This is a genomic window from Arthrobacter sp. NtRootA1 (assembly GCF_019976975.1).
GTDB lineage: Bacteria > Actinomycetota > Actinomycetes > Actinomycetales > Micrococcaceae > Arthrobacter > Arthrobacter aromaticivorans.
On the sequence record NZ_AP024630.1, the window covers coordinates 2,861,372 to 2,884,499 of the forward strand.

General features: G+C 61.1%; 25 protein-coding genes. 15 read left to right on the forward strand and 10 right to left on the reverse strand.

Annotated features, from left to right (window positions below):
• Positions 1-68: 68 nt before the first annotated feature.
• The 5 genes from LDN90_RS12805 to LDN90_RS12825 all read left to right on the forward strand — a co-directional run bounded on the left by LDN90_RS12805 (position 69) and on the right by LDN90_RS12825 (position 3,945).
• On the forward strand, positions 69-962 hold the full coding sequence (locus tag LDN90_RS12805; RefSeq protein WP_223946031.1) for a LysR family transcriptional regulator: 894 nt from the start codon (positions 69-71) through the stop codon (positions 960-962).
• Positions 963-1,106: 144 nt separating this feature from the next.
• Positions 1,107-1,388, forward strand: coding sequence for a hypothetical protein (locus LDN90_RS12810; protein ID WP_223946032.1), 282 nt, complete (start codon positions 1,107-1,109; stop codon positions 1,386-1,388).
• Positions 1,389-1,484: 96 nt separating this feature from the next.
• Positions 1,485-1,694, forward strand: a complete 210-nt coding sequence (locus LDN90_RS12815; protein WP_346346987.1) for an SDR family oxidoreductase — start codon at positions 1,485-1,487, stop codon at positions 1,692-1,694.
• A 185-nt stretch (positions 1,695-1,879) separates the two neighbouring features.
• Positions 1,880-2,845: an alcohol dehydrogenase catalytic domain-containing protein gene (locus LDN90_RS12820; protein ID WP_223946033.1), complete on the forward strand. Its 966-nt coding sequence runs from the start codon at positions 1,880-1,882 to the stop codon at positions 2,843-2,845.
• Entirely contained in the window at positions 2,842-3,945 is a 1,104-nt protein-coding gene (locus LDN90_RS12825; protein ID WP_223946034.1) for an NAD(P)/FAD-dependent oxidoreductase, read from the forward strand. The genes LDN90_RS12820 and LDN90_RS12825 overlap by 4 nt, the downstream gene beginning before the upstream one ends.
• Before the next feature lie 265 nt (positions 3,946-4,210).
• Here the strand turns inward: LDN90_RS12825 and LDN90_RS12830 are convergent, their stop codons facing one another.
• From LDN90_RS12830 to LDN90_RS12840, 3 genes are read right to left on the reverse strand one after another with little or no spacing between them, the layout of a single operon-like run.
• The gene (locus LDN90_RS12830) at positions 4,211-5,104 is read right to left on the reverse strand and encodes an RNA methyltransferase (RefSeq protein WP_223946036.1); all 894 of its coding nucleotides are present in this window, start codon (positions 5,102-5,104) and stop codon (positions 4,211-4,213) included.
• Between the two features lie 7 nt (positions 5,105-5,111).
• Entirely contained in the window at positions 5,112-5,897 is a 786-nt protein-coding gene (locus tag LDN90_RS12835) for a sulfite exporter TauE/SafE family protein (RefSeq protein WP_216925749.1), read from the reverse strand.
• 18 nt (positions 5,898-5,915) lie between these two features.
• Positions 5,916-6,701 (reverse strand): ABC transporter ATP-binding protein, encoded by a 786-nt coding sequence (locus tag LDN90_RS12840; RefSeq protein WP_216925750.1) that lies wholly within the window; start codon positions 6,699-6,701, stop codon positions 5,916-5,918.
• Positions 6,702-6,812: 111 nt separating this feature from the next.
• Here LDN90_RS12840 and serB point away from each other — a divergent pair, with 111 nt between their 5' ends.
• Positions 6,813-7,706 (forward strand): phosphoserine phosphatase SerB, encoded by an 894-nt coding sequence (gene serB / locus LDN90_RS12845; protein ID WP_223946037.1) that lies wholly within the window; start codon positions 6,813-6,815, stop codon positions 7,704-7,706.
• Between the two features lie 11 nt (positions 7,707-7,717).
• Here the strand turns inward: serB and LDN90_RS12850 are convergent, their stop codons facing one another.
• Positions 7,718-9,247 carry a SpaH/EbpB family LPXTG-anchored major pilin gene (locus LDN90_RS12850; RefSeq protein WP_223946038.1) on the reverse strand — a complete coding sequence of 510 codons (1,530 nt, stop codon included), beginning with the start codon at positions 9,245-9,247 and terminating at the stop codon, positions 7,718-7,720.
• Positions 9,248-9,440: 193 nt separating this feature from the next.
• Here LDN90_RS12850 and LDN90_RS12855 point away from each other — a divergent pair, with 193 nt between their 5' ends.
• Entirely contained in the window at positions 9,441-9,875 is a 435-nt protein-coding gene (locus tag LDN90_RS12855) for a hypothetical protein (RefSeq protein ID WP_216925753.1), read from the forward strand.
• A 344-nt stretch (positions 9,876-10,219) separates the two neighbouring features.
• Complete coding sequence (locus tag LDN90_RS12860; RefSeq protein WP_216925754.1) at positions 10,220-10,588, forward strand: hypothetical protein; 369 nt, start codon at positions 10,220-10,222, stop codon at positions 10,586-10,588.
• Between the two features lie 130 nt (positions 10,589-10,718).
• On the opposite strand, the gene LDN90_RS12865 is transcribed toward LDN90_RS12860, so the two are convergent.
• From LDN90_RS12865 to LDN90_RS12875, 3 genes are all read right to left on the reverse strand, one after another.
• Positions 10,719-12,221: a sugar ABC transporter ATP-binding protein gene (locus LDN90_RS12865; RefSeq protein ID WP_223946039.1), complete on the reverse strand. Its 1,503-nt coding sequence runs from the start codon at positions 12,219-12,221 to the stop codon at positions 10,719-10,721.
• Positions 12,222-12,509: 288 nt separating this feature from the next.
• Positions 12,510-13,262, reverse strand: a complete 753-nt coding sequence (locus tag LDN90_RS12870) for an SDR family oxidoreductase (RefSeq protein ID WP_216925756.1) — start codon at positions 13,260-13,262, stop codon at positions 12,510-12,512.
• Between the two features lie 125 nt (positions 13,263-13,387).
• A complete protein-coding gene (locus LDN90_RS12875) occupies positions 13,388-14,113 on the reverse strand; it encodes a beta-ketoacyl-ACP reductase (RefSeq protein WP_223946041.1) in 726 nt (241 codons plus the stop codon).
• A 153-nt stretch (positions 14,114-14,266) separates the two neighbouring features.
• Between LDN90_RS12875 and LDN90_RS12880 the strand changes: the two genes are divergently transcribed.
• The 4 genes from LDN90_RS12880 to LDN90_RS12895 are packed head-to-tail and all read left to right on the forward strand — an operon-like array spanning position 14,267 to position 16,381.
• Positions 14,267-14,767 (forward strand): DUF3099 domain-containing protein, encoded by a 501-nt coding sequence (locus LDN90_RS12880; RefSeq protein WP_223946042.1) that lies wholly within the window; start codon positions 14,267-14,269, stop codon positions 14,765-14,767.
• Positions 14,764-15,039, forward strand: a complete 276-nt coding sequence (locus LDN90_RS12885; RefSeq protein ID WP_216925759.1) for a hypothetical protein — start codon at positions 14,764-14,766, stop codon at positions 15,037-15,039. Before LDN90_RS12880 ends, LDN90_RS12885 begins: the two co-directional genes overlap by 4 nt.
• Positions 15,040-15,912, forward strand: coding sequence for an SURF1 family protein (locus LDN90_RS12890; protein ID WP_223946044.1), 873 nt, complete (start codon positions 15,040-15,042; stop codon positions 15,910-15,912). It abuts the gene before it with no gap.
• Complete coding sequence (locus LDN90_RS12895; protein ID WP_216925761.1) at positions 15,896-16,381, forward strand: YbaK/EbsC family protein; 486 nt, start codon at positions 15,896-15,898, stop codon at positions 16,379-16,381. Before LDN90_RS12890 ends, LDN90_RS12895 begins: the two co-directional genes overlap by 17 nt.
• A gap of 152 nt (positions 16,382-16,533) precedes the next feature.
• On the opposite strand, the gene LDN90_RS12900 is transcribed toward LDN90_RS12895, so the two are convergent.
• Positions 16,534-18,132, reverse strand: coding sequence for an ABC-F family ATP-binding cassette domain-containing protein (locus LDN90_RS12900; RefSeq protein WP_223946045.1), 1,599 nt, complete (start codon positions 18,130-18,132; stop codon positions 16,534-16,536).
• A gap of 278 nt (positions 18,133-18,410) precedes the next feature.
• Between LDN90_RS12900 and LDN90_RS12905 the strand changes: the two genes are divergently transcribed.
• From LDN90_RS12905 to LDN90_RS12915, 3 genes are read left to right on the forward strand one after another with little or no spacing between them, the layout of a single operon-like run.
• Entirely contained in the window at positions 18,411-19,025 is a 615-nt protein-coding gene (locus tag LDN90_RS12905) for a biotin transporter BioY (protein WP_223946046.1), read from the forward strand.
• A gap of 33 nt (positions 19,026-19,058) precedes the next feature.
• Positions 19,059-19,811, forward strand: coding sequence for an ABC transporter ATP-binding protein (locus tag LDN90_RS12910; RefSeq protein WP_223946047.1), 753 nt, complete (start codon positions 19,059-19,061; stop codon positions 19,809-19,811).
• Complete coding sequence (locus tag LDN90_RS12915; RefSeq protein WP_223946049.1) at positions 19,808-20,437, forward strand: energy-coupling factor transporter transmembrane protein EcfT; 630 nt, start codon at positions 19,808-19,810, stop codon at positions 20,435-20,437. The genes LDN90_RS12910 and LDN90_RS12915 overlap by 4 nt, the downstream gene beginning before the upstream one ends.
• 57 nt (positions 20,438-20,494) lie before the next feature.
• Here the strand turns inward: LDN90_RS12915 and LDN90_RS12920 are convergent, their stop codons facing one another.
• Both LDN90_RS12920 and LDN90_RS12925 read right to left on the reverse strand, forming a co-directional pair.
• On the reverse strand, positions 20,495-21,715 hold the full coding sequence (locus LDN90_RS12920) for a thiolase family protein (protein WP_223946050.1): 1,221 nt from the start codon (positions 21,713-21,715) through the stop codon (positions 20,495-20,497).
• Positions 21,687-23,078, reverse strand: coding sequence for an AMP-binding protein (locus LDN90_RS12925; RefSeq protein ID WP_223946051.1), 1,392 nt, complete (start codon positions 23,076-23,078; stop codon positions 21,687-21,689). Before LDN90_RS12925 ends, LDN90_RS12920 begins: the two co-directional genes overlap by 29 nt.
• Positions 23,079-23,128 lie beyond the last annotated feature (50 nt).

Sequence of the window (23,128 nt, forward strand, 5' to 3'; positions counted from 1 at the left end):
CATCATGGGTGGCGGGCGGATCCAAGGACAGCGGATCGCCACCGCGCCTGGAACGATAACATTTGGCTATGGCTGAACGATTGAGCACGGAAGGCCTGCGATACGCGCGGGCAGTAGCGGAAACGGGCTCCTTCAGCGCCGCAGCGAGGTCCTACGGAGTCACCCAGCCGGCATTGTCTAACGGGATCGCGAAGTTGGAGGCATCGCTGGGCGAGAAGCTGTTCGAGAGGTCTCCCCGTGGCGTGGCACTCACTGCGTTCGGCGACGCGTTGCTTCCTAGAATCGAGAAGGCCCTCAGGTCGCTCGACGACGTCCATGCCGAGGCCGCGAGGTGGAACGCGCCGTCACCGGAGACGATCCGCGTGGGCGTTTCTCCGCTGATCGACCCGAAGCTCGTGGCCAGCGCCTACCGGGCGGTCTGCGACCAGCCGGAGCAGGACGTGCGTATGCAGCTCGTGTTGCGGGAGGCGAACATGGGCGAACTGCGCGCCGCGCTAGTGGACGGAGAACTTGACATCATCGTCGTTCCCTCTGTGGAGCCGATGCCGCGTTACGAGCACCGGGTCATCGATTCCGAGCCATTGGTCCTGGTCGAACGCCGAGCAGGGTCCGGGCCGGCCCGGCTGGAGGACTTTGCGGGGAAACAGCTGATCCTGTTGCCCGACACGTGCGGGCTCACGGCCTTCACCCGCAGCTTGATCCGGGAGCACGAACTCGCGGTCACTGCCTACCCGGGAGAAGCCGCCACCTATCGGGTCCTCGAGGAATGGTCGCAACTCGGGCTCGGCTCCGCCATGCTCCCGAAGTCGAAGCTCGCTGCTCCCGACGCAACGCACCGTGAAGTCCTCGACACCGATGGCACTGTTCTGGAGATCTTCTACGAGGCGATCTGGGACCCCAGCTCCCCCATCGCCGGCGAACTAACCGACCTCGCAGGCCGGCTGGTCCAGCCCAGGAGCTGAACTGCCTCTCGGACACAACGGGCATAAACGATTGTTATGGCTGTATTCGCGGTAGTCCTCTACTGAGGACGGGGCAGCTATTCGTAACGTTGAGGGCGCAGCCGCATCGGCTGGGAATCCTGCACGAACAATGGAGCATGAATCATGGCTTACCTGGAGATCACCCTGAAGATCGACGACGCCGACCGCGCAGCAGCGGCCGCCGTCTACGAGAAGTTCAAACAGCCGTTCCTCGCCACCATCGGGGGCGCGCAGAGCAAGGAACTCCTCGTACGCGAGGACGACGTGCAAGTCCTGCACGGATTCGGTTCAACCGACTGCGCTCAGAAGTACTTGGCCAGCGAGCTGTTCAACCAGGACGTCGTCGTGGCGCTTGCGCCTCTGCTGAAGGCCGTCCCCGAAGTCCGGATCTACGAGACCGTCTGACGTTTGGACATCGATCAGTACTGCACTCGCTGACCCAGCACTCGGGCATGGAGCTCGCACCCACACCAGATCCGTGTAAACGCGATTGCACCTGCCGTGGTTTGGACTCCGATCTACGAGGACTCCATTCCGAAGGACGAGGTCGAGGACGCCATCGGTGCATTTGATTCCTTCCATCCCCTTGGCCGGGTCGGAACCTCGGAGGAAATCGCTGAGATCGCGGCCTTCCTGTTGTCGGACCAGACCGGATGGGTGACCGGCCCGGTCTGGGACGCCGAGGGCGGAGTCATGGCTGGAAGGAACTGATCCTGCGAGAGACGGGGTGGGATGCCTCTGCATCCCACCCCGTCCATGCCGATTGCTGGGTAACGCCGCCAAATGCCTATTGACATCAGATGAAAGGACACCTTGTGTCGAATAGCCACCATCCCTCACCATCTCGCGCTTGTATGCAGGTCACGAGGCCCGGCGAGCCGTTACGGCTGGTCCATGTGATTGCACCTGCGACACCATTTGGTCACGTACGCATCGACGTCGCGGCCTCTGGCATCTGCTACGCGGACCTCAGCACCGCCCGAGCAAGTGGCAAGAACACAGTCTTTCCAGTGACGCCGGGGCATGAAGTTGCCGGGACGATCGCCGAGATCGGCGAAGGTGTCACTGGCCGGGCACTCGGAGACCGTGTGGCCGTGGGATGGTTTGGCGGCAGTTGCGGCCAATGTGCATATTGCCGTCGCGGCGACCTCGTCCACTGCCCGGAACGGAAGATCCCCGGACTGTCCTACCCGGGCGGATGGGCCCAGAGCATCACCGTCCCCGCAGACGCCGTCGCCGCGATCCCCGACGGCATGACGTTTGGCGATGCCGCACCCATGGGGTGCGCCGGGGTCACGACGTTCAATGCGGTCCGCGAAGCCTCCGTCCCGGCCGGTGGAACGGTTGCTGTCTTCGGCATCGGCGGCCTCGGACATTTGGCCGTACAGTTCGCCGCGAAGATGGGCTACCGAGTCGTCGCTATCGCCCGAGGCCAGGATCGGGCTGAGCTCGCGCACCGACTTGGCGCGCACCACTACATCGACAGCACTGCCGAAGACCCCGCAACGGTCCTCGCATCCTTCGGCGGGGCGAACCTCATCCTCTGCACCGCACCCACCACCGCACCCGTGAAAGGGCTGCTGCCGGGGCTCGCCGTCCGGGGCCGCCTCACCCTCATTGGTGTGGACACAGGCAGCATCTCCGTCCCCGTCGGACAGCTGGTCATGAACGGGCAGCTCGTCACCGGACACCTCACCGGCAGCGCCCTCGACACCGAAGAAGCCATGCGCTTCGCCCAGCTCAACGGCGTAAAACCCATGGTCGAGCAGATGCCACTGGCCCAGGCAAACGAGGCACTCACACGTCTGGCCGCGGGCGAGGCCCGCTTCCGGATCATCCTTGACCCGATGGATGCCTCATGACTGATGCAGGAAAGTGGTACGACGTCGTCGTCATCGGGGCCGGGCTCGCCGGGCTCGTCGCTACGCACAAGATCCTAGGAGCAGGCCGGACGGTGCTGTGCGTCGAGGCCCGCGATCGCGTCGGCGGACGGACACTCAGCATCGAGACCGACACAGGAACCATCGACCTGGGCGCTAGCTGGTACTGGAGCAACGAACCACGGATCCACTCACTTCTCCAACGTCTCGGCCTCGGAAGCTTCCCCCAGTCCCTGGCCGGAGACGCACTCTTCGACACCGGCCAGGAAGGTGCCCAGCGTCTGAACGGCAATCCCATTGACTCTCCCTCCCTCCGCTTCGCCCGGGGTGCACAGTCGCTCCCGCTTGAACTGGCCTCCCTTCTCCCGGAAGGATCCCTCGCGCTCAATGAGCCCGTCGAGGCGATTACCGTCAATGAGGACAGCGCACAAGTCGTCACGCGCACCCGCAGGCTGAAGGCCGGGCGGGTCGTCCTGGCCGTTCCACCCGCGCTGGCAGCCGCGTCTATCCAGTTCACCCCGGCACTGCCGGACGACGTGAGGGCTCTCGCCGAGAGCACCCCGGTGTGGATGGGCGGCATGGTCAAAGCGGTCGCGGTCTACCGCACCCCGTTCTGGCGTCGCCACGGCCTCTCCGGATCCGCAATCAGCCATGCAGGCCCATTCCGCGAGTTCCACGACCATAGCGGCCCGGACGGCAGTCCCGCAGCGATCTTCGGATTCGCCCCTAGTTCCGGACTTGTCCAAGGTGAGAACAGCGTTATAGCGGACGCGTTCCGTGACCAGCTCGTCAGGATGTTCGGTGTGGACGCCAGCGACCCCGCTAAAATCCACGTGACGGATTGGAGCGCAGAACCCTACACCCAGCCGTCCCGCCAATTGGGCGCAAACACGAGCAGCTACGGTCACCGGCTCTTCCGCCGGCCGATTTACGGGCGCATTCATTGGGCTTCAACCGAAACTGCACCCTCATACGCCGGCCATCTCGAGGGCGCAGCGACCGCCGGAATCCTAGCCGCCCAGGCGACCGCCGAAAATGAGGATGCTCTCCGCGGCAATCCTGCTCCGTTGGTCCGCCCCTAGGTGCTTCGATGTGGAAATCCGGCAGCTCTACGGAGATCCGAACCAGGGCTCTGGAGCGCGATCCTGCTCGTTTCCGAGGCTTCCATCACCTGCATAGTAAGGACATACACCCGGGGGGCGACGAAGAGCAGGTGATGCCCTCCCGCGCCTTCCGGTGGGTAGCAAATGGTGCTCTGACCTGCGGCTTCGCCTCAGAAACCAGGAGATCTCCAGCTCTTCAATTGCTCCTGACACCGCGGTCGGGCGGGTGCGTCACGTTCAGCCACTACCTGGTCGCGTAAAACGCGACAGCGGATGACGCCGCGACATTCAGCGAATCCACGCCGTTCATCATCGGAATCGTCACGCGCGCGTCGAGCACCCGATCGGTCTCTGGTCTCAGCCCTTCACCCTCGGTGCCGAAGACCAGCGCCAAGTTCTGATGGTCCTGCGCGACCAGCTCATCGAGTGTGATGGATCCTTCACCGAGCGACATGCCGGCCACGAAGTAGCCTGCTTCCTTGAGGACCTCAAGGTCCCCAGGCCACGACTCGATCCGAGTCCACGGCACCTGGAACACCGTGCCCATCGACACCCTGATAGAGCGTCGGTAGAGGGGGTCGGCGCACTGGGGTGAGACCAGGACGGCGTCAACACCGATGGCTGCGGCGCTGCGGAAAATCGCACCTACGTTTGTATGGTCGGTAAGGTTCTCCAGGACCGCGATCCTTGATCGTCCCGGCAAATGAGCTCGATCAGACTCTTGTATTTTGCGACCACTGACATTCGTGTGGTCCACGATGTCTTCGAGCACGGCTACCCGCCGGGCACCCCCCAGCAGCTGCGTGAGCGGCACGGGTGCCGGACGGTGCATGGCTGCCATCGCTCCGCGGTGCAGGTGGAATCCCGTGATTTCTTCCAGGAGCTTGGCTTTGCCGATGAACACCGGAACGTCTGGATAGGCCTGGAAAACGTCGTCGAGGTCTTCCAGCCATTTCTCCGCCAGGAAGAACGAGCGTGGCTGATGACCCGCTGCCAGTGCGCGGCGAAGGACCCTGGAGGATTCGGCAATGTACATGCCTTCTTCCGGTTCGCGGAGCTTGCGGAGATGCACATCGGTCAGCGTGGTGTAGTCGGTCACGCGGGGATCATCGGCGGACTCGAGATAGTGGAACGTCACCGGGTGATTATTTCAGCAGATTGGCGATCATGAAGCCGAGGGCGACGATGCCCAGGGTAAAGATGACAGCCCTCAAGACGCGCGGCGAAAGCTTGCGGCCAACCTTGGATCCAACCAGGCCGCCAATGGTTGAACTCACGCCAATAAGCAGGACCACGAGCCAGTTGATTCGATCGAAGGCGAAGATCAGGTAGGACACAGCAGCCACCATGTTGACGCCGAGCACCAGGATGTTCTTCATTGCGTTGGCGTTCTGCATGGTCCCGGTGAGGAACACGCCCAGTATTCCTACGAGCAGAATCCCTTGGGCTGCTACGAAGTAGCCGCCATAAACGCCGGCGAGGTAAACCAGGACCACCAGGAGGATGCCGTGGCTCCGGTCCCTGAGGGCATGCTCCGGGTTCTCTTCACGGTTTCGCACGGAGGCCTGGAGGCGAGGCTGGAACATCACCATCAGCAGCGCCAGTACCAGCAGGAAGGGGGCGACGTAGTGGAACACCTTGTCCGGCAGGTGCAGCAGCAACCATGCGCCGGTGATACCGCCCAGGAGGGAAGCTGGCAGCAGCTTCAACAATTGCCTGCCGCGGCCCGCAAGTTCCCGGCGATATCCCCATGCTCCGGCCGCAGTGCCGGCCACCAGGCCCATGGCGTTGCTCATGGAGGCAACCACCGGAGTCACACCCAGCGCGATGAGCACAGGAAAGGTCACGAGGGTGCCGGAGCCGACCACCGCATTGATGGTGCCGGCCCACAAGCCCGCAAAAAAGACCAGAACGCTGCTAAGAATCTCCACAGTCGACCAGAGGTCCGCCTAGCGGCGGGCGGTTGCGGTGTAGCGGCCGGCGTTTTCCGTGACGTCCAGGGCAAGACCGAAGGTGTTACTCAGGTGTTCGTCCGTGAGGACGTCCTTAATCACACCGGCGGCCACCACCCCGCCTTCGCGTAGCAGCATGGCGTGGGTAAAGCCCGGGGGAACTTCTTCAAGGTGGTGGGTGACCAGGACCATCGCAGGAGCTGCCTCGTCCTTGGCCAGCTCACCTAGTTTGTGGACGAGTTCCTCGCGGCCCCCGAGGTCCAGGCCAGCGGCCGGTTCATCCAGCAACAAGAGTTCGGGGTCGGTCATGAGTGCGCGCGCAATCTGCACCCGTTTCCGTTCGCCTTCGGACAGCGTGGCAAACGTACGGTTGAGCAGCGGGCCCATCCCCCAGTCGTTCAGGAGGCCGAAAGCACGTCGCTCGTCATCGCGTTCGTATCCCTCGCGCCAGCGGCCCGTAACGCCGTAAGCTGCGGTAACTACGACATTGAGGACGTTCTCGTGTTCCGGAATCTGGGTAGCGAGTGCTGCCGAGGAGAGGCCAATGCGCGGCCGCAGTTCAAAGACGTCGACGCGGCCCAGGGTTTCGTCCAAAATTCCAGCCGTCCCGCTGGATGGATGCAGGCGCGCTGCAGCAATCTGGAGAAGTGTGGTTTTGCCGGCACCGTTGGGGCCAAGAATGACCCAGCGTTCGCCTTCGTTGACCTGCCAGTCAACCTTGTCCAGCAGGGTCTTTTTGCCTCGGACAACGCTGACGGAAGCCAATTCCAGAACATCACTCATAGCAGTAGACACTAGGACAAAAATACAGATGACTGATAACTGGCCATATGTGCCCGCTGCTGCGGAGAAACGAATTCGGGTGAACGTAGCATGCTCAGTAGGATTGAGGCCATGACTTCGAACTTGGCTGCGGTCAGCTATGGCGTGAATTTGTCCCCCGAATCGCTTGATAACGTGCGCAAAGTGCTGGCTGATGCCGGTGCCGCAGTGTCATCGGAATCACAGTCCGGGGACGACCGCTTTGGTGTTCACACGGCTGGTCTCGCCGTTGAAGCAGTCACGCCCGAAGCCCTGGCGGCGGTTCGACGGCGGGTGGCTGAGGCCGCGGATGCCGGAGTAGATACTGCGATCGTTCCGGAGGCCCTTCGACAGGCTCCAAGGAAGCTGCTCATCATGGATGTGGATTCCACGCTGATCCAACAGGAAGTCATTGAGTTGCTTGCCGCTTATGCAGGCAAGCGCGACGAAGTTGCAGCTGTTACCGAAGCAGCCATGCGTGGGGAACTGGATTTCACACAGAGCCTCTACGCCCGCGTTGAGGTCCTCGCAGGGCTCCCGGCCGCCGTCGTCGATTCTGTACGGGCTGAAGTGCGACTCAGCCTTGGCGCAGCAGAACTGGTGGCCGCATTCAAGGAAGCTGGCCACGTGGTGGCTGTAGTTTCCGGTGGCTTTAACCAGATCCTTGGGCCCATTGCTGAAGAACTCGGCCTGGATTACTGGATCGCCAACGAGCTGGAAATCGTCGATGGCGCTTTGACAGGCAGGGTGCTGGGCGACGTCATTGACCGAGCAGCGAAAGAGAAGTACCTGCGTAAATGGGCAGCTGCCGAGGGGATCGATCTTCAGCACACCATCGCGGTGGGCGACGGCGCCAACGACCTCGACATGCTGGGAGCGGCCGGAATTGGCGTTGCCTTTAACGCCAAACCGGCCGTCCGTGCAGTGGCAGACGCCGTCGTCAACATGCCGTACCTTGATGCCGTGCGGCACATCGCCAACGTCTGAACCCCAGGTGTCTAGCTGTTGTTACCTGCCCTGCGGTTACGGACGAACAGCAGGCCCGCACCAATGACCAGGAGAGCGCCGGCTGCGTAAAGCAGGGCCGATCCTACCCCACCGGTCAGCGGCAGCTCGAACCCGGCGTTGGAAGGCATGTTCTTCACGCTCAGGTCAATGCCGACGGCTGTGGTCGAGGAGTTGATCAGGAAAGACAAGGGTTCGGCAAGCAGTTCGTAGCCTGCCGGTGCTGCGGTCTCCACCAGATAGTAGGTGCGGTAGTCGGTGTCCCCAGGGGCAACGGCTGCACCGTTGGCCCAATCCGAGTAGCGCAGGCCTGAAATGGTCAAGGTTCCATCGTCGGCAACGGTGAAGACACTTTGGCCGTCAATATCCACGGGGTTGATGCCTGCCTTGGCATCAGCCTCATTGGTGTAGACGGAGAAAGAAGCGCCGGCCAGGCCGGCTGCATTCTCGTCCACCTTCTGCAACGTCATGCCGCCCCATTTGGTAACGACAGGCGGCGTTACTACCGGCCCTCCGGGTTGACCGGGGGTGATGTTGAAGCTCGCAGCATTCGGGTAGGCAAGTGCGACGTTTTCAATCTCGCCTATGGTGTTGACCTTGGTGCTCACAACGATCTGCACACGGGTTCCGCTGCTGGAGGCCAGGAAGGCGCGGCCGGCGTCGGTGAAGACCACCGAGACGGTGTTGGTTGTGGCATCGAAGCCCACAACGTACTCGGTACCTTCAATAAGTTCAGTACCGTCTTCCAGCATGACGGTGGCACCGACGTAGGTCAGTTTGGTGTCGAGCTGATCCACAACCTTGTAACCGTCGATCACGGCCTCGTTCGGGATATCAGCGGTGATCGTCCAATCGATCTGGTCGCCGAGCTTGACGTCGGGAGCATCAGTGACGATCTTCTCCGCACCGGAAACAGAGTTCTTCGGGTACACGTCGACGTCGTAGATCCAGTTGTCCTGGTTATCCGGATCGGTTATCGGCACCGAGACAAGAAACGGAGCCGAAGGGGTGACACCGGCAGGATAGCTGGTCTCGGTCACCAGATACAGGCCTGTGGGCAGGTTGGCGAAGATGGCAGTACCGTCGGCAGCGGTGACCTGGGCCTGGCTGGCACCCAGGCTGTATCCAGCGGCAGTAATGGAACCGGACGGGTCAGACGACGCAAACACATAGCTAAGGTTGTGTGCCGCGTCCCAGCCGGCATTGGTGGATAGATCAATGGTATTGACCTGCTGGATGGTGAACTCAATACCAGGCAAGGGCGTCAGGTTGGTGGTGTCAGGAACGGCGCGGGAAAAGTTGTTCCCGCCGCCGTTGTTGTGGCCACCGCCGCCGTTGTTCCCGCTGCCACCGCCGCCGATATTGGGCTTCTCGAACTTGTGAACGGTGATGGAACCGGTTTGGTCACTGTTGATCACCGGCGCTGCGGATGCCGGCGCGACGGAGAGGGACACAGCCAGCACCGCCCCCACCAAGGTGGCTGCGGCCGCTCGCCAATGTCGTGAGGCGCGTTGATTGGTCACACTTTTCCCCTTCGATTGATGGTGCCCTGGACACGTGGCCGAGGGCCTCCACCATCCGAGTAGCGCCCGCACAGTCTTCATGACGCGGATTCCACAACCTTTTCAGCGAAACGATTGGCGCTCTCAGGACACTCATCAGATGTGACGCTTGCCAGTTGGCGCACGTCGCCTTGCCCATACCGAAGGAGATGCGTTGCTGGAGCATGAAATCCTTTGCAGATCTGTTGTTTCAGCTGACCCGGACGGGGTGCTGAGGAAGCACTTCACCTTGTGGTGTGCGCGGTTCAAGATCTTTCCAACAGAATCCGGCTTCGCCACCGAAACCGGCCATGTTGTGTACCCGGCTCACGGAGTTATCGAAGCAGATGGAACTGTGTGGTTGTCTACCCTTGCATCCTTTGATCAATCCGGGATCCGTGGGCACGTGGAGAACCACCCGGGTTTCCGGGACATGCTCGCACACGCGTCCAAAACGCCTGACAGGGCTCCTGACGGGATAGCCCTTTTGATTGGGCGTATCCCGTATCAAGTGATCTTCCAAAATACGACCGAGGCCGGAGCGGACCATATTATCAACGTTGCCTTCATTAATCGAAAGTCGCTGTACAGAAACGATTCAGAGGCTTAGGGTCACAATTCGTGACGCCAACTCGGGAATAATTTATGCGATTGTCATTGACTGTTTCGCTTCTTGAGACGGAGCATTCCTGCGGCTTTTTAATGTGTAAAGTTGGGAACTCCAAGACAGAGCCGTGATGCGTTAGGCAGCCCGGGGTCAAGAAAAAGCAGGGGCAGAAAGTGAATCGTTCGCGGCACGCACGAAGATGGTGGAAACGTCAGAAAAAGTATTTATCTACTGAAGTGCTCGCCAATGAGGATGAGTCATTTCGTAATGTGCCGGTGCACCTGGAAGCCCGGGCGGTCTACTTCACACATATCGGTGATGATGAGAAAGAAAAGGAAGAACAAATTATGAGCACGCTTGACGAATCCATAAAGCAGTTGCTGTCTATCGAGGGCGCAACAGGCGCGGCCGTCGTGGACTATTCCAGCGGAATGGCTTTAGCCCAAGGTGGAAACCCTGGCTTTGACCTGGGCGTGGCAGCTGCCGGCAACTCCAATGTTGTCAGTGCAAAACTCCGCACCATGGCGGACCTCCACGTGGACAGCGATATCGAAGATATCCTCATCACTCTCGGCTCGCAGTACCACCTGATTAACGTCCTGAACTCGGGCGGTTCCAAGGGCCTGTTTGTCTACTTGGTGCTGGACCGAACGTACGCAAACCTTGCACTGGCGCGCCACAAGCTCAGTAACCTCGCCAAGGGAATTACCATCTGATCTTCACTGGAAGAGTAAAAGGGGCGGCCGCGCATTCGCGGGCGCCCCTTTCGGTTTCACGTCAGGAAGGGAACAGTCGTTTTACGTCAGGAAGGGCACAGTCGTTTCACGTCAAGAGGGCACAGTGCCGTCAACTCTTCACCCGGCGTGCTTCCCCACTGCCCGAGGTGAACTTCTCGCCCAGCATATGGTGCACCAGGGCGTCTTCGTTGGTATTGGCATTTGCCTCGATGGCCACCATTTCGCCGTTGCGCATCACACCAATCCGATGGCACCAACTGACCAGTTCCGATAAATCCGACGACAAGAGGATGATTGCAACCCCCGTCCGGCTGAGCTCCTGGAGCATCCTGTACACCGTCTCTTTGGCCCCAACATCTATGCCGCGGCTGGGGTGGCTAAGAATCAACACATCGCAATCACTGGTCATCCATTTGGCAAGCTGCACCTTCTGCCGATCGCCACCGGAAAGAGTAGTGATGGCGCCATGAATGTTTGTCGTGTTGATGCGCATACGGCGAACCAGCTCGATCACGCCACGAAGCTGTGTGATCTCATCCTGTAAATTCGCCCCGGAAGTATCGTCGCTGCGCTGAAGGCCTTCAACGATTCCGCTTGCCGATTCCAGGGTGTCTGCGGTGTCTGACAAGTAGCCGATCTTCAAACGCAGTGCATCCTGCAGCCCCCGGATCTCTACGGGCTTTCCTTGTATGAAAATCCGGCCCGAGGTACTCGGGTGAATACCTACCAGCGCTTCAATCAATTGATAAATGCCTGAGCGATGCGTTCCGGCCAAACCGAAAATCTCACCCTTGGATACGCTGAAGGAAATATCTCGGATACTGTCTTCCACAGTGAGCTCCACCACCCGCATAGCCTCATCTCCGGGTGCCGGATCAGTGGGCCTGGAGTTGTTAGCCAACTTGTGCTGGAGCAAGAGGAAGGCGAGCTCGTCGACGTCGGTCCGGCTGGCTTCCAGCATTTTGTGGACCTTGCCATCGCGCATGACGGCGATACGGTGCGCTATGGACCGGACTTCATCGAGTCGGTGGGTGATGTAGATGATCGCACGCCCCTGCCCGACCAGCATCCTCAGGACTCGATGCAGGACGGCGACGTCATGATCCGGTAGCGACGCGGCAACCTCGTCCATGATCACGAGTTGGGCTTCTTCGGCAACCATTCTCAGAACTTCCACAAGGGTCTGCTCGGCACGAATCAGAGTGCCCACTTTTACGTCGGGATCCAAGGTGATTCCGACGTCCTGGATGAGTTTGATTGCTTGAACCCGGAGTTCATCATGGGATTTATCGGCTTGAAAAGTTTCCCGAAAAATTGCCTCGGCGACGGTCAGGTCAGAGTTGAGCCGGAAATTCTGCGGGATGAGGCCCACGCCGCAAGCTTGGGCTTCCTCCATCGAATCCGGTCCATATTTCTCGCCAGCCAGCATGAGTTGCCCGCTATCGTGCTTATGGGATCCGGACAGTACACCCATGAGAGTTGTTTTGCCGGCACCGTTGGTTCCGATTAATCCCAGGATCTCGCCGCGGTGGAGTGAAAGTTCAACGCCTTTGAGGATGCGCCTTTGATCGTAGGACGCGTGAATATCATCAGCATGCAGTAACAGGTCCAAAGATGCTCCTAGTTCACAGTAGTGGGTTCGACCCTGGACACTGCCATAAAGTTCCTACCTTGGCCTAATACAGTTCGCTTACATTTAGGGACGACGACGCCTTGGAGATTCAATCAGATTGACTCCGTGAATGCAAAAACTGGAACTTGAAACAACTGACCGCATTTCGTGTCGCGGAAAACTGAATAATTTATCAAATTGTCACCCCCACCTTTGCCTGGCATTTCAACGGTTAAACAGTTGTGGCCCGGACGCGCGTCCGGGCCACAACTAATCCTGCGAGGTTGCCTACTCGGCGGATTTGCCGAAGTAGTCTGCTCCGCCCACGTATTCGGTGTGGCCGGTTTCGACGTCGGCCGTCACCATCTTGGCGACCTCTGCCGCAAATTCTTCAACAGAATACAACTTGCCCGCTTCTGCACGGCGGGCCTCGATGGCGCCCGGGTTGGAGCGGTCAAGCAAGGTGGCCGTGACGGTGCCCTCGATCATGTCGCCGGAAACAACCACCAGCGAGATCCCTTTGTCAGCAAGGTTGGGCAGGAGTGCGCGCAATGCGTCCTCGCCGGCCCGCTTGCTCTTTGCCACGGGCTCGTATTCAGGCATGGTGGGAACGGTCTCCACGAAATGCGCCTGGTGGCTGGTCACGAAGACGACGCGCGAGCCTTCGCGCATGAGGGGAACAGCCGCATTGAGCATGTTGACCTGGGCGTCGCGGTTGAGCTTGAGGGCGTAACCCTCCTCCATTCCGGATTCCATGCCACCGGAAGCATTCAGTACCAGGACGTCCAGCGAACCGAACTGCTCCATGGCGGTGCTGGCAAGAGTGTGCACGCCTTCGTCGGTGGTGAGGTCTGCACCGACGGCCGCAGCGCGGCCGCCGGCTGCCTCGATTTCAGCAACTACCTTGTTGGCCCGCGGTGCCTTCTGACGGTAGTTGACGACGACGGCGGCGCCCTCACCCGCGAGGATCTTGGCGACTTCAGCACCGATGCCGCGGGAAGATCCCGTGACGATCGCGGTCTTGTTATCCAGCATTCCCATTCGTGCTCCTTTTGTTCACTTCGTCTAAAAATATGCGGGTCCGGGTTCCATCATGCCAGTGGTGGGAACGAACCCCTTTGTCGGGTGACGACAAAAACTGGCTGATAGCCTCAGTGCGTGCCGCTTTAGTGGCCCATCCCGAGACCGCCGTCAACGGGAATTACAGCGCCTGAAATGTAGGCGGCTTCATCGCTGGCTACCCAACGCACAACATTGGCTACCTCGGCAGCCTCGGCGAAACGACCTGCGGGCACGTTTGCCAGATACGACTTCTGGGTTTCCTCGGGCAGTTCTGCCGTCATGTCCGTGTTGATGAATCCGGGAGCTACCACGTTGGCCGTGATCCCCCGGCTGCCCAGTTCGCGGGTCAGTGAGCGTGCGATGCCCACCATGCCCGCCTTCGATGCGGAGTAGTTGATCTGACCCGGAGCTCCATACAGGCCGGACACGGATGAGATGAGGACCACGCGGCCCTTGCGGAGCCGGATCATGCCCTTGGAAGCACGCTTTATGACGCGGAACGCACCGGTGAGGTTTGTGTCCAGCACAGACGTGAAGTCGTCCTCGCTCATGCGCAGGAGCAGTGTGTCTTTAGTGATGCCCGCGTTGGCAACCAAAACCTCCACCGGGCCGTGCGCTTCCTCTACTGTCTTGAAAGCGGCATCAATCGAGGCTTCGTCAGTGACGTCGGCTTTGACTCCCAGGATGCCCTCAGGCAGTTCTGTTTCGCTTCGATAGGTCACTGCCACCTTGTCACCGTTTGCGAGGAAGGACTCGGCAATGGCCAGGCCGATGCCCCTGTTGCCGCCGGTAATGAGGACGCTACGGCCGGTGGATACTGTTTCAGACATACTTTCGCTCCAGGTTCTGCGGCATGGGTGTGCTGCGGTGAAGAGGGGATTTCCTGCCTCGATCTTATCGGGCACCTGCTCCAACCCGCGGGTAACCGGCCTGTCCCGCGGTTTGGGCGCCTACCGCCTTGGTGAGAGAATTGAGAGAAGCCTTTGGAGCGTGATGATTCAGCTGTGACACGAGAAAACAGTCCCCTGCAGCAGGTGCCCGGGGAACCGGACGCTTTCTCCGGCGACCCCGAAGTCCACAGCATCACCGATGCCGCAGCTGCCCACTCGGAGGACATGCGGGAGCGCATGATCAAGTACGCAGTGGCTATGGGTATTCGCATGGTCTGCATCATCCTGATCTTCGTGGTGGACGGCTGGTTGAAAATAATCGCCGTGGCGGGCGCAGTGTTCCTCCCTTGGATTGCCGTTGTCATAGCTAATGGCAGCGATAAGGCCGAGGACCACAGCGATTCCCTGCTGGACTACGTGGCATCAGCGGAAATCGAGGGCTCTTCGAACTCCACCGAAGACGAATCGACAGACAACGTCACGGTGCTGAAAGGCGAAGTGGTAGACGACGAGCCACCAGGTCAGGGAACAGAGCCTGACGAGACTCATACACCCAAGGCCGGCGATGCCGGCAACGAACGGGCGGCTTCATGAACATCTTTAACCTGGGCGGCGCCGGTTTGGGCAGCCAGGAGCCTGACCGCGCCACTGGCCCCGCTCTCTGCTCCCGTAAGGGATGCCGGGAGGGCGCAGCCTGGCAACTCCTGTGGAACAACCCGCGGATCCACACTCCTGAGCGGCGGAAAGTTTGGCTTTCGTGCAACGAGCACCGCGATTGGCTTGAGGACTACCTCCAGACCCGGGGCCTTTGGAAAGAGACCGTCCCTTTCGAGGCAGATGCCGCTGCCGTTGGCGAGGCCCGCTGAATGTATCGTTTCCTTTTCTCCAGCAAGTGGCTGGGCTATTTTGTTCTGGCCGTTATCTTCGCCACAGCATGCGTGTTCCTCGGCCGTTGGCAAATGGATCGGCGGGCAGAGACGCTGGCTGAGATCAACCGCGTAGTGAGCAATTACTCAGCGACACCGGTCCCTTTCGCTAACATCAAGGACCAGTTCCATACCATGGACCCCGAGCGGGAATGGACCCAGGTAGAGCTGCGCGGTAGCTACGACCTGAACGGCCAGCGCGTTGTGCGAAACCGTCCGTTGAATGGGCAGCCAGGTTACGACGTCGTGGTTCCTTTCCGCCTGAGCACCGGCGAAGCGGTGGTTATCGACCGCGGCTGGTTGCCAATTGGCAACAACACACCTGGCCGTCCCGACGTCGTTCCGGCACCTCCCGTGGGTGAGGTGACCGTGGTTGCCCGCCTCAAGCCAACGGAACCGAAGCTGGACCGCGGTGCGGTGGATGGACAGCTGCCATCCATTGACCTTGCCAGCTTTGCAAGCGAACTCCCCTACCCCATAGCGACGGGCGCCTATGGGCAGCTGGCAAGCGAGGATCCCGCGGTCCAGCCCATGCCGACGCCCTTCCCCAAACCAGCCACGGAAGAGGGCACGCACCTCTCCTACTCCCTTCAGTGGTTTGCCTTCGGCGTCCTGATGTTCATTGGCTTTGGTTACGCAGCCCGGCAGCAGGCGCGTAACGCTGCCATCGACGCGGAAGAGGACGAAGACGGCGAGGACGAAGTTATTGCCGTCAGTGGGCCGTCCAAGCGTCGTGTGCCTACAAGCCGAAAGAATAAGCGCCCCACGTCGGAAGAAGAGGAAGACGCAATCCTGGATGCCCAAGGTTACTGAAGCGATTCCGGACCCGGTGCTCAACGTGAAGTCGGCCCTCACGGCGGCAGGCGCCGAGGACACCGTCCGGATCTTCGAGGACAAAGTGCCCACCGCTGCAGCGGCCGCCTCGGTCCTTGGATGCGAGGTTGCGGCCATCACCAACAGCCTGATTTTCGAACTCGACGGCAAACCCTTGCTGATCCTCGCCAGCGGAGCCGCGAGAGTAGATACAACACTGGTAGCCAAACTACTGGGCACCGGAAAGATCCGCCGGGCGAAGCCTGATTTCGTGCTCAAACACACCGGCCAGGAAGTGGGAGGCGTCGCCCCTGTCGGTCACCCCAACCACATCCGCACCATTCTGGATATCTCGCTGAAGCAACACCCCGTCCTATGGGCCGGCGCCGGAGACCACAATTCAATGTTCTCCATCACCTACGGGGAGTTGGCTCACATCACTCACGCGGAGCCACTACAAGTCCGCTAACCGCCGTAATCGTGACGGGCCCCCGAGCGGCGCGACGCGGTTGAAGTGCGTAGCGTGCGTCTAAGCGAGGAACGAGCGAGCACGCGGCAAATCCGGCGCGCCGCGTAGCGAACGCAACCACGGCGCGCATCGGATGCAGAAGTGAACAGCCCCTACGCCAGCGTGATCAGGTCCAGGTAGTCCTCGTTCCAGTGATCTTCAACACCGTCCGGGAGCAGCACCACGCGTTCTGGATTCAGGGCCGAGACGGCGCCTTCATCGTGGCTGACCATGACGACAGCGCCACTGTAGTTTTTCAGTGCACCGAGGATTTCCGCACGGCTGGCTGGGTCCAGGTTGTTGGTGGGCTCGTCCAGGAGCAACACGTTGGCGCTGGATGCAACGATGGTTGCGAGGGCGAGCCGGGTCTTCTCGCCACCGGACAGAACACCGGCCGGCTTCTCGACGTCGTCACCTGAGAACAGGAATGACCCCAGAATGCCGCGGACTTCGGCGTCCTTCATGTCCGGTGCGGAGGAACGCATGTTCTCAAGGACTGTGCGATCGTGGTCCAGGGTTTCGTGCTCCTGGGCGTAGTAGCCCACCTTCAATCCGTGTCCCGGGATGATGTCGCCGGTGTCCGGCTTGTCAACGCCTGCGAGCATTCGCAGGAGGGTGGTCTTGCCCGCACCGTTGAGGCCAAGGATGACCACCTTGGAGCCGCGGTCGATCGCCAAGTCCACGTCAGTGAAAATCTCCAGGGAGCCGTAGGACTTGCTGAGCCCTTCGGCGGTCAGTGGGGTCTTGCCGCAGGGTGAAGGGTCCGGGAAGCGCAGTGCGGCGACGCGATCGTTTTCACGAACGGCTTCCAAACCGCCAAGGAGACGCTCTGCACGCTTTGCCATGTTCTGCGCTGCGACAGCTTTCGTTGCCTTTGCGCGCATCTTGTTGGCTTGGTCGATAAGGACCTGGGCCTTCTTTTCCGCATTGGCCCGTTCGCGCTTGCGGGCCCTTTCATCCGTTTCGCGCTGCTGGAGATAGCGCTTCCAACCCATGTTGTAGTAGTCGATCTGGGCCCTGTTGGCATCAAGGTGGTAGACCTTGTTGACCGTGGCCTCCAACAATTCAACATCGTGGCTGATCACGATCAACCCACCCTGGTGATCCTTGAGGAAGTCGCGCAGCCAGGTGATGGAGTCGGCGTCGAGGTGGTTGGTAGGTTCGTCGAGCAGCAGGGTTTCTGCCGAGGAATAAAGAATGCGCGCGAGCTCCACGCGACGGCGCTGGCCACCGGAGAGGGTCTTCAGCGGCTGGTTAAGGATGCGTTCCGGGAGTGCAAGGTTGGAGGAGATCGCGGCTGCCTCAGCTTCAGCGGCGTATCCGCCGCCCGCCAGGAACTCAGCTTCCAGGCGATCGTAGCGGTTCATGGCCTTTCGCTGTACAGCTTCGTCTTCGCTGGCCATCTCGGCCTGCGCCTTCTTCAGCTTCCCTACCACCACGTCCAGGCCACGTGCAGACAGGATGCGATCTCGGGCGAGCTGCTCCATGTCCGGGGTGCGGGGATCCTGGGGCAGATAGCCGATCTCACCGCTGCGGGTCACTTTGCCGCCTGCCGGAAGGCCTTCGCCGGCGAGGACGCGGGTCAACGTGGTCTTGCCCGCGCCATTGCGTCCAACAAGGCCGATCTTGTCGCCTTTGTCCACCCTGAAGTTGACCTTGTCCATGAGCAGGCGTGCGCCGGCGCGGAGTTCGAGTTCCTGGACGGTAATCAATTCGGGTGATGCCTTTCAATGGGGAACGCCTGCGTGACCGGTTGGCCCGGTAGTAGCGGCGGGGACGGCCGTGAGAACAGCCTGTTCAAGTCTACCGGCACCCCGCCCTCCCCCGGACCTTACGTCGCCCGGGCGGCACGTTGTGCCATCCCACACAGAATTTTTACCCCCGCTTGTTGAGAGGCTCCAAAAATGAGCCTTTCCAAGCTCCGTATCCTCACTATTGGGGGAATAAAACTTCGACCTCGCACCCACAGCATTTCCTGATAGGACCCGTCATGAGCCAAACCACCTCCGCCTCCGTGGAGCGCAACTCCTCGCGTAAGCGATGGACCGCCACAGACCTCGGCCTCATTGCCGTCTTCGCAGCCTTGGTGGCCGCGTCCGCGATCGTTCCCGGCATTCCGGTTGGCGCCCTTGGCGTGCCGATCACTTTGGTAACCCTCACTGTGATGCTTAGTGGCCTGGTGCTTGGCCCCGGGCGGGGATTCGCCGCCGTCGGACTCTATGTCCTCCTTGGCCTGGCCGGGTTGCCGATCTTCAGCGGGGGGCGCAGCGGACTGGGCATCCTCGCTACAGCTTCGGCAGGGTACATCATTGCCTTCCCCCTTGCGGCGGCGGCCACGGGCTATCTGGCGGCGCTGATTATCCGCAAGACGGTACGGAACCGTTCCCTGCTCCTGTTTGCTGCCGCGATGGTCAGCAGCATCGTCCTCATACACGGCCTGGGCGTTCTGGGCATGATGGTCAACGGCAAACTGGACTTCACCAAAGCCTTCATTGCTGATCTTGCGTTCTACCCCGGGGACATCCTCAAAAACGTCCTCGCCGTGATCATTGCCGTGGCTATTCACAAGGCCTTCCCGGATGTCCTGGTCCGCAGGGTCAAATAGCCTGCGTCACGCAAAGTCAGAAACAATATCTCTATGAACTCCATCAGCTTCAGCAGGGTCTCGGTTCGTGTAGCCATTGACGGCAGCAGCACGTCCAAGACCCTGCTGGAGGATGTTTCCTTGAGCCTTACAGAGCGGCGAATCGGCGTCATCGGAGCCAACGGTTCCGGAAAGTCCACGCTGTTGCGGCTGTTGAACGGCTTGGTGGAGCCCAGCGACGGAACCGTTGAAGTCCACGGCGATGACACAGTCAAAGCTGTGCGAAGGGTTCGCGCGAACGTCGGATTCGTCTTCACGGATCCTTTGTCGCAACTGGTGATGCCTACCGGCCGTGAAGACGTTGAACTCTCCCTTCGGCGCTCCATTAAGAACACCCGCGAACGAGCCGCACATGCGGAAGCAGTTCTCGACAGGTTTGGCCTGCTGCCCCTGGCAGACCAGAGCATCTATGAGCTCTCCGGCGGGGAGCGGCAGCTGCTCGCCTTGGCGGCAGTCATCGCCGTCAATCCCAAGGTGCTGGTCCTTGACGAGCCATCCACCCTCCTTGACCTGCGTAATCGCGAGCTACTCCGGCGCACCCTGACGGGCCTGGAACAGCAGGTCGTCATGTCCACCCACGACCTCGACCTCGCCCTGGAGATGGACCGCGTGCTGGTAGTGGAGTCGGGGCGGATAGTATTCGACGGCGATGCCGCCGAAGGTGTCGCCCGGTACCGGGAGCTGTGCGCAACTGCGCTCGACGAGGTTCCCGGCCTTGGCGAACGTCCGGGGAGAGGCCAGTCATGAGGGGCCACGGCTTCCTGATCGCAAACTATGTACCGGGCAACTCGCTCATCCACCGAATCCCGTTGTGGCTGAAGTTCCTGGTGGTTGCAGGGTGCGGGACCGCGTCGTTCCTGATTGTCGACTGGCAAGTCTCGCTGTTGGTCTTCGCCATGATGTGCGGCTTGTTCTTGCTCAGCGGGGCCGGTTTGCGCCGCCTGACGCGGGCCATATGGACGGTTACGCCCGTCCTCGTGGTGATTGGATTGTTTCAATGGTGGCAATTGGGTGCCCCTACGGCTGCACGCATCGTCCTGAATGTCCTGGTGTGCGTCGTCGCAGCCTCCGTCCTGACTGCCACCACACCCGTCCAGAACCTCTTGGACGGCGTTGTCTCCCTGGCCAAACCCTTCCAGCGCTTCGGTGCCGATCCTGAGCGTTTCGCGCTCACTATCGCCGTGATGCTCAGGAGCATCCCCTTCATTGCAGGAGCGTTTTCGGACGTCAGGGATGCGGCCCGCGCCCGTGGACTTGAACGCAACCCGAGGGCACTCATACTCCCGGTCTTTATCACGACGGTCGCTTATGCGCGCCAAACCGGCGACGCGTTGGCCGCCCGGGGACTCGGGGAACCGGACGTGCCCAACTAGGTCGCAGCTGAGCGCGTTTTGACGGCTCTAAACGCGCTCTAATGCGACGCAGTTGGGTCAGAGCCGGGCGTAGCGCAGGAGTGCTGCCGTGCCCATTCCCCCGGCAATGCTGATCATCGCCAAACCCAGCGGTGCGCCACCAGAGTTTTCGGATAGGCTTCGAGCCTGGGTGAGCAGGCGCGTCACCAAAACAGCCCCCGAAGCGCCGTAGCCGTGGCCGAGCGCCAGCGCTCCGCCCTCTGCATTGGCTTTGCCAGGATCGATGCCCAAATGATCAAGGCAAGCGATGCTCTGGGAGGCAAAAGCTTCGTTGAATTCGATGAGGTCTACGTCCGTGGCAGCCACGCCGTGCTGCGCCAACAACCGTTCCGCGGCGTGCGCCGCCCCGATGCCGAGCAACTCCGGATGCACTCCCGTTGTCTCACAACCCAAAACCAGCAAGCCGTCAACCGCGCCCATCTCCCGGGCACGCTTCAGGGAAGTAATAACGACGGCGGCAGCCGCGTCGGCGTCGAAACATGAGTTAGCTGCCGTGACAGTTCCGTCAGGGACGAAAACTGCCGGGAACCGTGACATCAGCGAAGCGCGCAACGAACGCTTGGGGCCGTCATCGGCGTCGACGATCGTCCCGGCATTTTCAAGCGGCACGATTTCGCGCGCGAGCTTGCCCGCTGCAGCAGCCCCAAGAGCCCGACGATGGCTGCGGAGTGCGTACTCATCCTGCCGCTCACGGCTGATACCAAACGTGCGGGCCACATTTTCCGCGGCTACACCCATGTCGGGGTCACCAAACCCGGGTGGCACAAAGGTGGCCCGCGAATAAAAGTCCAGGCCGCCGTCGTCGGTCCTGTGGGCGCGCGCTGGAGCGGTACTGATGCTTTCCACCCCGCCGGCCAGATACAGCGGATCTCCACCGGCGCCAACCAGACGCGCGGCAAGTGCAATAGCATCCAGGCCGGAACCGCACTGCCGATCAACCGTGAGCCCGGGCACTGAGATGGGCAGGCCGGCCTGCAATGCGGCGAATCGCGCTACGTTTCCACCGCCACCAACAGCATTGCCCATGATGACGTCGTTCACACCGGCCGGGTCAATGCCTGCCGACTCAATGAGGGAACGGATGACCGGCGCCAGGAGGTCCGGCGCCCGGAGATGCCTCAGCTGCCCGTTTGCACGGCAGATCGGAGTCCGCAGAGCCGCGATGATGACAGGCTGGCGGGACTCGTCCACTTCCGGCATGGAAGAGCCGCTACCCAAGGGGACGCGCCCGGGCATCATGGTTTTTGATCCAGTCGAGTAGCACCATCCGGCTGACCTTTCCGCGATCCGTAATGGGTAACTCGGACAGGACGTAGTACTGCAACGGCCACTTGTCCCGCGCGAGCAGGCCGTCAAGGCCCGTGCGGAGCTGGGTCGCCGTGACTGCGCCATAGGCCGGAACGACGCCGGCAATCACCCTTTGACCCCGGATGTCATCCGGAGCGCCGGCCGCCACCGCAACTTCGATGCCTGGAACGGAGGCCAGGGCGAGTTCCACCTCGTGCGGGTACACGTTCTTTCCCGCGGTGATGATCATGTCCGAACGACGCCCCAGGATGTGCAGGGTCCCGTCGGCGAGATACCCTTGGTCTCCCACGGTGTACCAGCCGTCCAAGCAGCGGAGGGCCTGGCCGTCGTCTCCCCAAAGGTAGCCGTTGCTGACCATTCCACTGCGAACGCTGATGTTGCCGTGCTCCCCGTCCGGGAGGTTCTGGCCATTGTCGTCCAGGATTCGCAATTCCACACCAGGAAAAGGCCGGCCAATCCCCGTACCCCCGACGTCAAGGGGTTCTCCCGCAGCCAAGCGTGTGCCGGAGACGAAGCTCAATTCCGAGGCTCCGTAATACTCAAAGATGGCAGCATGCGGGGCCCAGCGGCGCGCCGCTTCCAACGTACGGCCATCGAGCTTGGAACCCGCGCAGATGATGCTGCGAATTCCGGAAGCATCCACGTCTCCCGCCAGGCCCCGTTCGCTCAGCAAACGAAGCATGGTGGGCGTAAGAACCAGTCTTGTGATGTTGTCATGGCTGATCGAAGCGTGGGCGTCGCCGACGTCGAAGGACTCCAGCGTGTGGAATGCAGAGCCCGCGTACAGGCACTCAGACAGGGCGTAGAGGTTCAAGCTGGAGGAGAGTGGACCTGCCGCCAGGGTCCGGTCTTCCTGCGAGAGCCCAAAGAACTCGATCGACGCCTCGAACGAAACCTGCCACGAACGGCGGGACCGCGTGAACGCCTTGGGCACTGAAGTGGTGCCGGAAGTGAGCCCAATCAGGAAGGTGGTGGAAAGGTCACCGTCAGTAAGTTCAAGGTGGGATGAGACGGTAGAGTCGGCGATTCGTGAGGTCACCTCTTCTACCATTGCTGCCGGCCACTGTGGGTCCAGCACCGCACAACGGCGCTCCCCCGCCACCGCCGCCGTGAACTTCGCGACGAAGTCAGTGGAGTTGGGTTCGGCAAGCACAGTGGTGGCCATCGCACGGCCAAGCAGGCCCGCCGCGGCGTCGCGGAGCGCGGCCCAGTTGAGCCGGTTGCGGCCCACAACGACGGCGGTGTCGTGGGGACGCTCATCGGCCCAGAGCTGAATTTTGTCCAGGAAAGGCATCCCCGCAATTTTACGGCAGTGTTCGCCCTCCGGCACCAATGGTGACGTCT